Origin of the sequence: Pseudomonas sp. 09C 129, from assembly GCF_002843625.1 — a bacterium.
GTDB lineage: Bacteria > Pseudomonadota > Gammaproteobacteria > Pseudomonadales > Pseudomonadaceae > Aquipseudomonas > Aquipseudomonas chlororaphis.
Genome location: NZ_CP025261.1, coordinates 6,784,531 through 6,798,269, shown reverse-complemented (window position 1 = coordinate 6,798,269; position 13,739 = coordinate 6,784,531). Strand labels below are relative to the sequence as shown.

The 13,739-nt window shown below is 63.8% G+C and carries 13 protein-coding genes; 3 read left to right on the top strand and 10 right to left on the bottom strand.

The features are described from left to right. Positions 1-32: 32 nt before the first annotated feature. From choV to CXQ81_RS30480, 3 genes are all read right to left on the bottom strand, one after another. On the bottom strand, positions 33-1,211 hold the full coding sequence (gene choV, locus CXQ81_RS30490; protein ID WP_007925983.1) for a choline ABC transporter ATP-binding protein: 1,179 nt from the start codon (positions 1,209-1,211) through the stop codon (positions 33-35). Next, positions 1,208-2,053, bottom strand: a complete 846-nt coding sequence (gene choW / locus CXQ81_RS30485; RefSeq protein WP_007925985.1) for a choline ABC transporter permease subunit — start codon at positions 2,051-2,053, stop codon at positions 1,208-1,210. Before choW ends, choV begins: the two co-directional genes overlap by 4 nt. Before the next feature lie 66 nt (positions 2,054-2,119). Beyond that, a complete protein-coding gene (locus CXQ81_RS30480; protein WP_007925988.1) occupies positions 2,120-3,067 on the bottom strand; it encodes a choline ABC transporter substrate-binding protein in 948 nt (315 codons plus the stop codon). A gap of 426 nt (positions 3,068-3,493) precedes the next feature. Here CXQ81_RS30480 and CXQ81_RS30475 point away from each other — a divergent pair, with 426 nt between their 5' ends. Together CXQ81_RS30475 and CXQ81_RS30470 are read left to right on the top strand one after the other, a co-directional pair. Then, positions 3,494-4,870, top strand: coding sequence for an L-serine ammonia-lyase (locus tag CXQ81_RS30475; RefSeq protein ID WP_101339330.1), 1,377 nt, complete (start codon positions 3,494-3,496; stop codon positions 4,868-4,870). Between the two features lie 557 nt (positions 4,871-5,427). Next, positions 5,428-6,522, top strand: a complete 1,095-nt coding sequence (locus CXQ81_RS30470; RefSeq protein WP_007925992.1) for a GlxA family transcriptional regulator — start codon at positions 5,428-5,430, stop codon at positions 6,520-6,522. On the opposite strand, the gene aac(6') is transcribed toward CXQ81_RS30470, so the two are convergent. From aac(6') to CXQ81_RS30435, 7 genes are all read right to left on the bottom strand, one after another. Beyond that, positions 6,523-6,969, bottom strand: coding sequence for an aminoglycoside 6'-N-acetyltransferase (gene aac(6') / locus CXQ81_RS30465; protein ID WP_007925994.1), 447 nt, complete (start codon positions 6,967-6,969; stop codon positions 6,523-6,525). It lies immediately after the preceding gene. A gap of 62 nt (positions 6,970-7,031) precedes the next feature. Beyond that, the gene (locus CXQ81_RS30460; RefSeq protein WP_007925996.1) at positions 7,032-7,292 is read right to left on the bottom strand and encodes a hypothetical protein; all 261 of its coding nucleotides are present in this window, start codon (positions 7,290-7,292) and stop codon (positions 7,032-7,034) included. A gap of 381 nt (positions 7,293-7,673) precedes the next feature. Beyond that, positions 7,674-8,837 (bottom strand): gamma-butyrobetaine dioxygenase, encoded by a 1,164-nt coding sequence (locus tag CXQ81_RS30455; RefSeq protein ID WP_101339329.1) that lies wholly within the window; start codon positions 8,835-8,837, stop codon positions 7,674-7,676. A 23-nt stretch (positions 8,838-8,860) separates the two neighbouring features. Beyond that, entirely contained in the window at positions 8,861-9,337 is a 477-nt protein-coding gene (locus tag CXQ81_RS30450; RefSeq protein ID WP_007926003.1) for a thioesterase family protein, read from the bottom strand. A gap of 147 nt (positions 9,338-9,484) precedes the next feature. Continuing rightward, positions 9,485-10,450, bottom strand: a complete 966-nt coding sequence (locus CXQ81_RS30445; RefSeq protein ID WP_101339328.1) for an L-carnitine dehydrogenase — start codon at positions 10,448-10,450, stop codon at positions 9,485-9,487. Between the two features lie 198 nt (positions 10,451-10,648). Next, complete coding sequence (locus tag CXQ81_RS30440; protein ID WP_101339327.1) at positions 10,649-11,536, bottom strand: 3-keto-5-aminohexanoate cleavage protein; 888 nt, start codon at positions 11,534-11,536, stop codon at positions 10,649-10,651. 73 nt (positions 11,537-11,609) lie between these two features. After that, positions 11,610-12,554 carry a choline ABC transporter substrate-binding protein gene (locus tag CXQ81_RS30435; RefSeq protein ID WP_101339326.1) on the bottom strand — a complete coding sequence of 315 codons (945 nt, stop codon included), beginning with the start codon at positions 12,552-12,554 and terminating at the stop codon, positions 11,610-11,612. Positions 12,555-12,747: 193 nt separating this feature from the next. Between CXQ81_RS30435 and CXQ81_RS30430 the strand changes: the two genes are divergently transcribed. After that, entirely contained in the window at positions 12,748-13,695 is a 948-nt protein-coding gene (locus CXQ81_RS30430) for a GlxA family transcriptional regulator (RefSeq protein ID WP_101339325.1), read from the top strand. Positions 13,696-13,739 lie beyond the last annotated feature (44 nt).

The following is a 13,739-nucleotide window of genomic DNA, read 5'->3' as shown; positions in this document are numbered from 1 at the left end:
GATGTCGCGGCGTTTTTGTCTGCGTGTCGCTGTTACCCCAGGTTCTTGCCGAGCAGCGCGTGGTAGAGCTCGCTGTCGCCGAGGATCCCCACCACCTTGTTGTTGTCATGCAGCACCAGCTTGTTGCCGGTCTGGTAGCGGATCTGCAGCGCGTCGCGCATGCCGATGTTGGAGTCCACCAGGGTCGGCTTGCGGCCCAGGCCTTCCACCGCCTGGCCCGGGATCCAGTTCTGCAGGTCGAGGCTGGCGCCGTTCTGGCGTGCGCCCTTGATGGTGTTGCCCTCGGCCAGGTCGAGCCAGGAGTCGCCACCCGGGTCCAGGCACACCGAGCCGTTGATGCGTTTGCAGTTGTCCAGGGTGCGCATCAGGCTGCGGCCGCAGAGCACGTTGAGCGGGTTGGTATGGGCGACGAAGGTGCGCACATAGTCGTCCGCCGGGTTCAGCACGATTTCTTCCGGCTTGCTGTACTGGATGATCCGCCCGTCTTTCATGATGGCGATGCGGCTGCCCAGTTTCAGGGCCTCGTCGAGGTCATGGCTGACGAACACGATGGTCTTGCTCAGCTTGCGTTGCAGCTCCAGCAGTTCGTCCTGCAGGCCCTGGCGGATCAGCGGGTCGAGGGCGGAGAAGGGTTCGTCCATCAGCAGGATGTCGGCGTCCATCGCCAGGGCGCGGGCCAGGCCGACACGTTGCTGCATACCGCCGGACAGTTCGTCGGGCTTCTTGTTGCGCCACTGGGTCAGGCCCACCAGCTCGAGTTTCTCGTCCACCAGCTTGCGCCGTTCCTTTTCCGGCCGGCCCTGCATTTCCAGGCCGAAGCTGATGTTCTCGCGAACGGTCAGCCAGGGCATCAGGGCGAACTTCTGGAACACCATGGCGATGCGCTTGGTGCGCATCATCTTCAGTTCCGCCGGGGTACAGGAAGCGATGTCGATCTGCTTGCCCTCATGCTCGACGAACAGCTTGCCGCGGCTCACGGTGTTGAGGCCGTTGATGCAGCGCAGCAGGCTCGACTTGCCGGAACCGGAGAGGCCCATCAGCACGCAGATTTCGCCTTTCTCGATGTCCAGGCTGGCCTTTTCCACACCGACGATCAGGCCGGTCTTTTTCAGGATCTCGTTGCGGGTCATGCCCTGATCCAGCAGCTTGAGCGCCTCGCGTGGATCCTTGGAGAAGATAACGTCGACGTTATCGAAGCGGATTATGCTCATGCGTCACCCCCTACTTTGGCTTCGGGTTGTTTGCAGATACGGTCGAGCATGATCGCCAGCAGTACGATTGCCAGGCCCGCTTCGAAGCCCAGGGCGATATCGGCGGTGTTCAGTGCGTTGACCACGGGTTTGCCCAGGCCATCGGCGCCCACCAGGGCCGCGATCACCACCATCGACAACGACAGCATGATGCACTGGGTGATGCCGGCGGCGATGCTCGGCATGGCATGGGGCAGCTCGATACGCGACAACAGTTGACGGCGGGAGCAGCCAAAGGCCTTGCCGGCGTCCATCAACTCTTGTGGTACATCGCGGATGCCCAGGTAGGTCAGGCGGATCGGCGCGGCAATGGCGAACACCACCGTGGAAATCAGGCCTGGTACCACGCCCAGACCGAACAGGGTCAGGGTAGGAATGAGGTAAACGAAGGTCGGTACGGTCTGCATCAGATCGAGCACCGGACGCATCATGGTGTAGAACATCGGCTTATGCGCGGCGACGATGCCCAACGGCACGCCAATGAGCACGCAGACCAGGGTGGCGAACAGCACCTGGGCCAGGGTTTCCATGGTTTCCTGCCAGTAACCCAGATTGAGGATCAGCAGGAAGGACAGCACGACGAAGGCGGTCAGGCCCCATTTGCGTTGAATGATATGCGCCAGCAAGGCAATCAGGCCGATCAAGGCCAGTGGGTTGAACCAGGTCAGCGCAAACGTCACGCCGTGGATCATCGTTTCCAGGGTCGATGCGATCGCATCGAATGTGTTGGCGCCGTGTTGCGTCAACCATTCGACGAAGGCAGCGATGTACTGGCCTAAAGGGATTTTCTGATCAATGAGCATGGTATTGAACGTCCGCATGCAAGGAATAAACAGCCCGGGCGGGCGACCCCGCCCGGCATAAGCGACTTACTGTGCAAGCTTGGCTTTCACGGCCTCCAGGCCAGGTTTTCCGTCAATGGTGGTCACGCCAGCGAGCCAGGTATCGAGTACCTCGGGGTTTTTCTTCAGCCAGGCCTTGGCGGCCGCCTCGGGCTTCATCTTGTCGTCCAGGACGTTACCCATCAGGGTGCTTTCCATGTTCAGGGTGAACGACAGATTCTTCAGCAACTGACCGACGTTGCTGCATTCCTCGGCGTAGCCCTTGCGGGTATTGGTGTAGATGGTCGCCTGGCCGTAGTTGGGGCCGAAGAACTCGTCGCCGCCGGTCAGGTACTTCATCTTGAAACGGGTGTTCATCGGGTGCGGTTCCCAGCCCAGGAACACCACCGCGGTGCTGCGCCGTTGCGCGCGCTCGACCTGGGACAGCATGCCCGCCTCGCTGGACTCGACCACCTTGAAGCCGGCGTCCTTGAGGCCGAAGGCGTTCTTGTCGATCATGCTCTGGATCATGCGGTTGCCGTCGTTGCCCGGCTCGATGCCGTAGATCTTGCCGTCCAGTTCTTTCTTGAACTTGGCGATGTCGGCGAAATCCTTCAGGCCCTTGTTGTACAGCTCTTCCGGGACCGCCAGGGTGTACTTGGCGTTCTCCAGGTTGGCGCGGATGGTTTCCACGGTGCCGGCATCGCGGTAGGGCTTGATGTCGTTTTCCATGGTCGGCATCCAGTTGCCGAGGAACACGTCCATGTTCTTGCCGTCGGCCAGGGACTTGTAGGTCACCGGTACGGAAATCATCGTGGTCTTGGTCTTGTAGCCAAGGGCATCGAGCACGACGCTGGTGGTCGCGGTGGTGACGGTGATGTCGGTCCAGCCGACATCGGAGAAGTTTACGGTGCTGCATTGCGCCGGTTCTGCGGCGTGCGCCAGAAGCGGCAGACTCAGCATGGCGGCCAACAACAACGACGGGGAACCTTTCATGGGGTGGACTCCTGGGTGTTTTCTGGCGGTGTGTCTGACCGCACTTATAAGTGTTGCGGTTGGGGCGAGTGGGACAGCTCTACCACAGTGCCTTGCAATCGAGTCGAGACTGATCATGTACCAGTGAAAATCTGACGCCTACAGGGTGCGTCGTATCCAGTACAGGGAGGGTCGCATCCAGTGTCGGTGAGGTCGCTTACAGCTTTTTTCAGCACTTTTTGCCCATCTGAACCGCAAAAAAACGGCCAGAACCGCAGGTCCGCGGACCACGGCGTTGGTGGGCATGAGTGAGTCGGTGTGAGACGTCGAACGACACTGCAAAAGCCTGATGATGCGCGTATCTCGGCGGATTACTGCTTGAGCGTAGCAGCTTCGCCACCGGGCGTTTTGGCGCCCGGCGTGTGCTCATCGAGGAGTTTCGCAGTCATGGCTATCAGTGTTTTCGACCTGTTCAAAATCGGCATCGGCCCCTCCAGTTCCCACACCGTCGGGCCCATGCGCGCCGCGGCGCTGTTCGTCCAGGCCCTGCGCGAGAAAGACCTGCTGGGCCAGGTGCGCCGCGTCGAGGTAAGGCTCTACGGTTCGCTGTCGGCCACCGGCATCGGCCACGGCAGCGACAACGCGGTGATCATGGGGCTGATGGGCGAATGGCCGGATGCGATCGATCCGTCGCAGATCGGCTGTCGCATCGAGACCCTGCGCGAAACCAATACCCTGCTGCTCGACAACCGCCTGCCGATTCCCTTCGTCTGGGCGCGCGACATGCTGCTGATCGACGAAAACCTGCCGTTCCATCCCAACGCCATGACCCTGGTGGCCGAAGGCGACTCCGGGGAACTGCACCGCGATACCTATTATTCCGTGGGCGGCGGTTTTGTCGTCGACCAGGCCCAGGCCAGCAGCGGCGTGGTGGACCTGGATCGCACCGAATTGCCTTATGACTTCTCCAGCGCCGTGGAGCTGCTGAGCCTGTGCCAGAAGCACAACCTGCGGGTGGCCGAACTGATGATGGCCAACGAGAAGGTCTGGCGTTCGGAGGAGGAGATCCGCGCCGGCCTGATGAAGCTCTGGCAGGCCATGCAGGATTGCGTCGAGCAGGGCCTGAAACACGAAGGCATTCTGCCCGGCGGGCTCAATGTGCGGCGCCGCGCGGCCAAGCTGCATCGCAGCCTGCAGGAACTGAACAAACCCAATGTGATCGGCTCGACCCTGAGCGCCATGGAGTGGGTCAACCTGTTCGCCCTGGCGGTGAACGAGGAAAACGCCGCCGGCGGACGCATGGTGACGGCGCCGACCAACGGCGCGGCGGGGATCATCCCGGCGGTGCTGCATTACTTCATGCGCTTCAGCGAGGACGTCACCGACGCCAACGTGGTGGACTTTTTCCTCGGTGCGGCGGCGGTGGGCATCCTCTGCAAGAAAAACGCCTCGATCTCCGGCGCCGAAGTCGGCTGCCAGGGCGAGGTGGGTTCTGCCTGCGCGATGGCCGCCGCCGGCCTGGCGGAGATTCTCGGGGCGTCGCCGGAGCAGCTGTGCAATGCCGCGGAAATCGGCCTGGAGCATAACCTCGGCCTGACCTGCGACCCGGTCGGCGGCCTGGTGCAGGTGCCGTGCATCGAGCGCAACGCGATTGCCGCGGTGAAGGCCATCAACGCCGCGCAAATGGCCCTGCGCGGCGACGGCCAGCACTTCATTTCCCTGGACCGGGTGATCCGCACCATGCGCGATACCGGCGCCGACATGCACGACAAATACAAGGAGACATCCCGCGGCGGCTTGGCGGTCAGCGCTGTGGAGTGTTGATGCTTTAACAGCGGGACTGCTGCGCAGTCCATCGCAGGCAAGTCGGATCGCCGCCCGCTTGCTCCTACAGAAAACGCATTCCGTAGGAGCGAGGCTTGCCCGCGATGACGCCGGATCATCCACCGCCTGTTTCCAATCCATTGCTCATAAATTGAACACCCCGCGGCGCCCTCGCCACCTTTTGGAGCGTCGCAAACAGGTAAGTCCCAAGGCTCATCGGTCAGGTTTTTCGCTGACCTCGGCTGAGCGCCCACCTGTGCTTGCGGTGACACTCTTTTCCCGGGACGTTTCTCGCCGTTCCCACAAGTGCTACCGATTTGCTCACAGCCACCGGGCCAGGGCCCTTCCAGGCCGATTCGACACTGATAACCCGCACATTGCGCACGGCTTATATAGACGCATCGCGACGTCGTTTTCAGGAGTTATTGAATGGCCATTCAATTTTAGGCATGGCAATTGCTCTGTCCTCACAAAGCCCGTCTCCCACGTGAGAACGATGGCAATAACAAGAGCCTCCGCCTGAGGCCATCACCTGCTTTGTGTGAGGAGATACCGCGATGACGTCGTTCAACTCCGGGGCTCAACCCCAGAACCGTGCGCCTCAATCCATCGGCTTTTTGCTGCTGGACAATTTCACGCTGATTTCCCTGGCGTCCGCGGTCGAGCCGCTGCGCATGGCCAACCAGTTGTCCGGTCGCGAGCTGTATCGCTGGACCACCCTCAGCGTCGACGGCGGCCAGGTCTGGGCCAGTGATGGCCTGCAGATCACCCCCGACGCCTCCATGCACAAAGCCCCGGCCCTGGACACCGTGATCGTCTGCGGCGGCATCGGCATCCAGCGCACCGTGACCCGCGAACATGTGTCGTGGCTACAAAGCCAGGCGCGCCAGTCCCGCCGCCTCGGCGCGGTCTGCACCGGCAGCTGGGCCCTGGCCTGCGCCGGCCTGCTCGACGGTTTCGATTGCAGCGTGCACTGGGAATGCCTGGCCTCGATGCAGGAAGCCTTCCCGCGGGTGGCCATGAGCACCCGCCTGTTCACCCTCGACCGCAACCGCTTCACCAGTTCCGGCGGCACCGCGCCGCTGGACATGATGCTGCACTTGATCAGCCGCGATCACGGCCGTGAACTGTCGGCGGCGATCTCGGAAATGTTCGTCTACGAACGTATCCGTAACGAGCAGGATCACCAGCGCGTGCCGCTCAAGCACATGCTCGGCACCAACCAGCCGAAACTGCAGGAAATCGTCGCGCTGATGGAAGCCAACCTGGAAGAGCCGATCGACCTCGACGAACTGGCGGTCTACGTTTCGGTATCCCGTCGCCAGCTGGAGCGGCTGTTCCAGAAATACCTGCACTGCTCGCCATCGCGTTACTACCTGAAGCTGCGGCTGATCCGCGCCCGGCAACTGCTCAAGCAGACGCCGATGTCGATCATCGAAGTGGCTTCGGTCTGCGGTTTTGTCTCCACGCCGCACTTCTCCAAGTGCTACCGCGAGTACTTCGGCATTCCACCGCGTGACGAACGCGTGGGCTCCAACACCGCCCAACAGGTGGCGATGATGCCGATTCCGCAGGCGCTGGTGCTGGCCGGCCCGATGTCCTCGCTGAGCCAGGCGCGCAACGAATCGACCTTCGCCAGCGTCAGGCTGTAATCACAGGCTTTTCCTGAAGTACACGACGCGCTCGGTTTCCTCGAAACCGAGCGCCTTGTGCACGGTCTGGCTCACCAGGTTTTCCAGGCCGGTATCCGAAGCCATTTCCACGCAGCCCTGATCCCGCCCCCATTGGGCGACGGCATCGATCAGCCGTTCGGCAATGCCCTGGCGCCGCTGTTCGGCGCTGACGTACAAACCCTCCAGAAACACCACCGGCGAATGCTCGGTGCCGTTCACGTAGTCGTGGCGTAACGAAGCCTCGGCCAACCCTACTGGCCGCCCATCGGCGGTATAAGCGAGCAGGTTGATATAGCGCTGCGGGTCGTCCAGCAAACTGGCGATTTCGTCCCGGTGTTCCTCGGCCGGACAGTCGGGCCACAGCGCCTGGCGCAACGGCAGCCAGTCCGCTTGATGGGCTGGCTGGCAGGGTTCGATTCGAATCATGGGGGCGGCTCCTTGGTGTGCAGGCACCGCACTCTACTCCGCGATCCGCTCCCGGCGAAGGCTCAGGCGCGGCTGTTCTGGAATTGGGCCAGGGCCGGCAACAGTTGTTTGTCGATGGCCTGGCGCACGGCCGGCAGGATGGTGGCATTGCCGGTGAGCATCTGCTCGACCATGCCCTTGAGGGCCTTGGCCCGGGCATCGCTCAAGCCGCGCACCGCACACTCGCAGGCCTGGTCGGCCGTGGCGCCGGCCGGCATTTCAAAACCCAGGGCCCTCAGTTGGCCGAGCAGGTCGTCCTGGTCAATCAGATCCGCGTGCATCATGACTCTTATCCTTGTTCAGGGAGTGTGGTCGTGAGCCGATTCTGGTAGCCACCCGGACAGTCGGCAAGGGCGAATTGTCGCAATGGCCGGGATGCCTATGAACAGGTCGTTTTCGGCTAACTTGGCTTGAAGGCGACTGGGCACACTGGATTCCAGCTCGGTCATCGAAGGTTTGGTCACCCTCGTGTCGGCTCCTCAGAAAACCTCCTCTGCCCCGATCCTGTCACGGCTTGATCGGGGATTTTTTTGCCTGGAGAAAGGTGGTGTCTGGGCCATTTTTTCGCGAGCAAGCTCGCTCCTACAGGTTCGCGTCGTAGCACGATGCTGGGTACGACATCGCCTCTGTAGGAGCGAGCTTGCTCGCGATTGACGCGACGCGGTCTAACGCTGCAACACCAGGATCCGCGACAGCAACTCGTCGCGGTCGATGTAGCAACCCTGGAAATGCCGCGCGCCGGTGGCGGGGTCGAAGGCGTTGCGGGCGTGCAGGGTGCGGCGGTTGTCGAAGCACCACAGCTCGCCCGGGTTGAGGCGCTGGATCAGGCGAAAGCGCGGCTCGCGGGTTATGGCGATAAAGCGTCGATAAGCGCGGTAGAGCCGGGGCATGTCATCCACCGAGGCCTCGAACGGCCCGCGCAGGAAGTTGGCCATGCGGATCTCCGTGACCTCACCCAGCGCATCCAGGGCGATCACCGGCGCCAGGCAGCGGTAGTCGCTGTGGCGGTCCTTGTTGCGAAACTCCACGGGGATCTCGCACAGCGCGTGAAACGCCTCGGGGTCTTCGCGGCGCAAGGCGTCGGCGATGGCAAAACCGTCGACAAAGATGCTTTCGCCGCCTTCGGCGTCGTTCACCAGGCAATGCAGGAACTGCAGGCCCGGTTGCAGCTCGCGGGTTGGCAGGTCGGTGTGCAGCGGCAGGTTGAAAGCGGTGTAGGCGTTGCTGTCGGCGTCGGCCTTGGATTGCACGTTGAACAACACGCCGAAATTGCTCTCGCGGATAAAGGCGATGCGCTTGGCGACCTGGGCCAGCGACCCCGGTTCGGTGGGCACGCCGCGGACCTGCGTCAGGCCGATATCGCGCACCGCCAGCAGCCATTGCAACAGCGCCTGCGGGTCCTCCATCAGCACCTGGTACTCGAACACCGGCAGTTGCAGCCGGCTGTCCCACAACTGGCTGTGTGGCCGACGGGCGCGGCGCTCGGCGCGGCTTTCATCGTCGTAGGCGTGGGCCCGCAGCCAACCCGGATCGAAGCGGCTGAGGTGGCCGTCCTGCCAGTCGATGCTCAGGCAGCCCTGGGCGTCGATCCGGCTGACGGCCGGGGCCAGGTCTTCGGCGACGTCGACGATCTCCAGCACCTGCTCGCGGGTCACGCTGTAGACGCAGTGCGCGCAGGGGCAGTTGTCGCGCAGCCACTGATGATGAAAGGGGCTCGAGCGACCGTCGGCCCACTGCACCTGAACACGGTCCGCCTGGGCTTGTACGGCGGTCAACGCGCTGATCAACGGGTAACTGCGGAAGTCGGCAAAAGCGGTGGAGGTATTCACGGTGCGCTCCTGTTTATGGGCGGTTATTTTTCCGGCGGCAGGGCAATCACCCGACCGATCCAGGCGGGGGCGGGGAGGTTGGCCTGCTCGGCGGCGATGGCTCGCAGTCTGTTCAGCACCGGCTCGCTGAACGGCGCCGAGCGCGGGCCGGCGAGGTCGACGTGGAGCAGCATCTGCTCGTTGCCGGCCAGTTCCAGGTCGTCACCGACCTTGTGCAGGCTGTGGTACAGGTGCAGGCGCTTGCGGTCGTGGCCGATGATTTGGGTGTGTACTTCGACCTCGGTATCGAGCTTCACTTCATGCAGGTAATTGAGGTGCAGCTCCAGGGTGAATAGCGAGTTGCCGCTGGCTTCGCGGTGGTTGCTGTCCATGCCCAGCCGGTCCATCAGGGCGTCGGTGGCGTAGCTGAAAATCAGCAGGTAGAAAGCGTCCCGCAGGTGGCCGTTGTAATCGACCCAGTCGGGGCTGATGCGGGTGGTGTAGGTGGTGAGTGCGGGCATGTCATGGGCTCACGAAAATGGCGGGCTGAACCTGTAGCCGCTGCCGCAGGCTGCGATCGGCTCCGCAGGAGACGCGCTCTTGCGGCCCCTGGAAGGCTCTTCGAGCCTTATCGCAGCCTGCGGCAGCGGCTACAGGGGGCGTCAGGGTTACTCGCTGAAGCTCATGCCGTGTTTGGCCTTGGTGGTTTTAACCGCTTCGAGCACGGCGAGCAGGCAGTCATCACGATAGCGCTCCAGCGCCGAAATGCTGTGGGTGCCGAGCTGCTCGGCGGTGCCTTCGACCACGTCGTCGATCAGCTTGTCGGTCAGTTCCGGGGCCGGCAGGTAGGTCCACGGCAGCTGCAGGGCCGGGCCGAACTGGGCCATGAAGTGGCGCATGCCGGCATCGCCCCCGGCCAGGGTGTAGGTCAGGAAAGTGCCCATGAACGACCAGCGCAGGCCGGCGCCGAAGCGGATCGCGTCGTCGATCTCGCCGGTGGTGGCGACGCCGTCGTTGACCAGGTGCAGGGCCTCGCGCCACAGCGCCTCCAAAAGACGGTCGGCGATAAAGCCCGGGACTTCCTTGCGCACATGCAGCGGGCGCATGCCGAGGGATTCATAGACCTTGATCGCGGCCTGCACGGCTTCTGGCGCGGTGTTCTTGCCGCCGACCACTTCCACCAGCGGCAGCAGGTACACCGGATTGAACGGGTGGCCGACCACGCAGCGTTCCGGGTGGGTGGAGCTCTCGTAGAACTCGCTCGGCAGCAGGCCGGAGGTGCTGGAGCCGATCAACGCATTGGGCTTGGCCGCGGCGCTGATCCTGGCGTGCAGCTCGAGTTTCAGTTCCAGGCGTTCCGGGGCGCTTTCCTGGATGAAGTCGGCGTCTTTCACGCACTCCTCGATGGTCGCGACAAAGCGCAGGCGATCCTGCGCAGCGCCCGGTGCCAGGCCCTGTTTCTCCAGGGCGCCCCAGGCATTGGCCACGCGCTTGCGCAGGGCCGCCTCGGCGCCGGGCGCCGGGTCCCAGGCCACCACGTCCAGGCCGTGGGCGAGGGCGCGCGATACCCAGCCGCTGCCGATGACACCGCTGCCCAGGGCGGCGAAGGTTTTGATTTCGGTGATAAAGCTCATGGTCATTTCCTGAAAGTCAAAAGTGAACATATCTGTAGCCGCTGCCGAGCAACGCGAGGCCGCGTACGGCTGCGCAGCAGTCGTAAGGCCAGACGGCGCGGTAAATCAGGTCATTCGTGGTGACCCTTGTGGCGGCTGCGTTGCAGCCGTGCGCGGCCTCACGGGCTCGGCAGCGGCTACAGGTAATCGCCTTCCGGGTCAGCCGCGCTTGCGCAGGCCCATCCTGGCCCGGCCCTCGGCCGGGGTCAGGACGCGGGCGCCGAGGCGGCTGAGGATCTCGCCGGCGCGCTCCACCAACTGGCCGTTGGTCGCCAGTACGCCCTTGTCCAGCCACAGGTTGTCTTCCAGGCCGACCCGCACGTTGCCGCCCAGCAGCACCGCCTGCGCGGCCATCGGCATCTGCATGCGGCCGATACCGAAGCCGGCCCAGACCGCGCCGGCCGGCAGGTTGTCGACCATGGCCTTCATGGTGGTGGTGTCGGCCGGCGCGCCCCAGGGAATGCCCAGGCACAGCTGGAACAGCGGGTCGTCCAGCAGGCCTTCCTTGATCATCTGTTTGGCGAACCACAGGTGGCCGGTGTCGAAGATTTCCAGCTCGGCCTTCACCCCCAGTTCCTGGATGCGCTTGGCGCCGGCGCGCAGTTGCGCCGGGGTGGACACGTAAATGGTGTCGCCGTCGCCGAAGTTCAGGGTGCCGCAGTCCAGGGTGCAGATTTCCGGCAGCAGTTCCTCGACGTGGGCCAGGCGGGTCAACGGGCCGACCAGGTCGGTATTGGGGCCGAACTCCATCGGGTTTTCGCCGGCGCCGATCTCCAGGTCGCCGCCCATCCCGGCGGTGAGGTTGACGATGATGTCGACGTCCGCCTCGCGGATACGCTCCATCACTTCGCGGTACAGCGCGACATCGCGGCTGAACTTGCCGGTTTGCGGGTTGCGCACGTGGCAGTGGACCACGGTGGCGCCGGCCTTGGCCGCTTCCACCGCGGCGGCGGCAATCTGTTTCGGGGTGACCGGCACGTGGGGGCTTTTGGCGGTCGTGTCGCCAGCACCGGTGAGTGCGCAGGTGATGATGACGTCGTGGTTCATGGTGCGGGTTCCTTACAGGCGTGGTGGGTCGCTGCGCAGGCGTTTGGCGCTGCGCAGAGGGAGTTCGGGGTGGTTATTGGCTGGTCAGTTTCAGGTTGTCGGCAGCGGGTTTGCCGTCGAAGGTGGTGACCCCTTCGAGCCAGCGCGCCTTGTCCTGCGGATGCTCGGCCAGCCATTGCCTGGCCGATTCCAGGGCGTCCTTGTGGTCGAGCAGCGGTTGCATCATGCGGCTCTCGTCCTCGGCGCTGAAGGTCAGGTTGCTCAGCAGCCGGCTGACATTCGGGCACTGCTCGGCGTAGGTTGGCGCGGTGACGGTCCACACCGTGGCCATGCCTTCGTTCGGGCCCAGGGCGTCATCGCTGCCGGTGAGGTAGGTCATCTGCACATTGACGTTCATCGGGTGCGGCGCCCAGCCGAAGAACACCACGGCTTCCTTGCGTCGCACGGCGCGATCCACCGCCGCGAGCATGCCGGCCTCGCTGGATTCGACCAGCTGGAATTTGCCCAGGCCGAACTGGTTCTTGGTGATCATCGCCTTGATCTGGGTATTGGCGCCCGAGCCGGGCTCGATGCCGTAGATCTTGCCGCCCAGTTCCTTCTCGAATTTGGCGATGTCGGCGAAGGTTTTCAGGCCCTTGTCCGCCAGGTAGGTGGGCACGGCGAGGGTGGCGCGGGCGTCCTTGAGGCTGGGCTCGGCCAGCACCTTGACCTGCTTGGCGTCGACGAAGGGGGTGATGGTCTGGGTCATCAGCGGGTTCCAGTAGCCGAGGAACAGGTCCAGGCGCTGGTCGCGGATGCCGGCGAAAATAATCTGCTGCGAGGCGCTGGTCTGCTTGGTCTTGTAGCCGAGGCCGTCGAGCAGCACCTGGGCCATGGCGCTGGTGGCGATCACGTCGGTCCAGTTGACCACGCCGAGGCGCACGTTCTGGCAGCTGGCGGCGTCGGCGGCCATGGCGCCGGAGCTGAGAAAGACGGTACCGCTGAGTGCAAGGACGCAACTGCTGATCAGTCGTTTCATGAAGGTTTCCTCGGCAGGTCGTTATTGTCGGTTCCGGCGTCTATGTGCGCCGGTGATGCCACGTTACGCAGCTGGCGGGCGCTGAAAACGCACAGCGGCGACCGGCTCTTGCACTGCAGCGACCTTCGTCTTGAACCCGGCGTGGAAACGGCGTATCACAGTGGCCACGCTGCCCGTCATCCGAGTGCGTTCCATGTCCCAGGATTTCTATTTCTTGCTGATGCCGGGCTTCTCGGCCATCGGGTTCATCTCGGCCATCGAGCCGCTGCGCGTGGCCAATCGCTTTCGCGGCGAGCTGTATCGCTGGCATGTGCTGAGCGCCGATGGCGGCGCGGTATTGGCGAGCAATGGCATGTCGGTCAACGCCGACGCGGCGCTGGAGCCGTTGAAGAAGGGCGCGACCCTGCTGGTGGTGGCCGGCTTCGAACCGTTGAAGTTCGTCACCCCGGCGCTGGTGCACTGGTTGCGCCGCCTGGATGTGGAGGGCGTGACCCTGGGCGGCATCGACACCGGCAGCGTGGTCCTGGCGCAGGCCGGGCTGCTCGAAGGCCACCGCGTGACCCTGCACTGGGAAGCGATCGAGGCGTTCAAGGAGTCCTATCCCCAGATCAGCGTGACCCAGGAGCTGTTCGAGATCGACCGGCGGCGCATCACCTCGGCTGGCGGCACCGCGTCCATCGACATGATGCTCGACCTGATCGGCCAGGCCCACGGCCCGGAGCTGGCGATCCAGGTCAGCGAACAGTTCGTGCTCGGGCGCATCCGCCCGCGCAAGGACCACCAGCGCATGGAAGTCGCCACCCGCTACGGCATCCGCAACAAGAAGCTGGTGCAGGTGATCGGCGAGATGGAACAGCACAGCGAGCCGCCCCTGAGCACCCTGCAACTGGCCGAGTCGATCAAGGTCACCCGGCGCCAGCTCGAACGCCTGTTCCGCCTGCACCTGAACGACACCCCGAGCAACTTCTACCTGGGGCTGCGCCTGGAAAAGGCCCGGCAACTGCTGCGCCAGACCGACATGAGCGTGCTGGAAGTCAGCATCGCCTGCGGCTTCGAATCACCCTCGTATTTCACCCGCAGCTATCGCGCCCGGTTTGCCCAGTGCCCGCGGGAAGACCGGCGCCAAAGCCTGAAGGTCTGAGCTGCTGATTCTGTAGGAGCGAGGCTTGCCCGCGATGGCGGTCT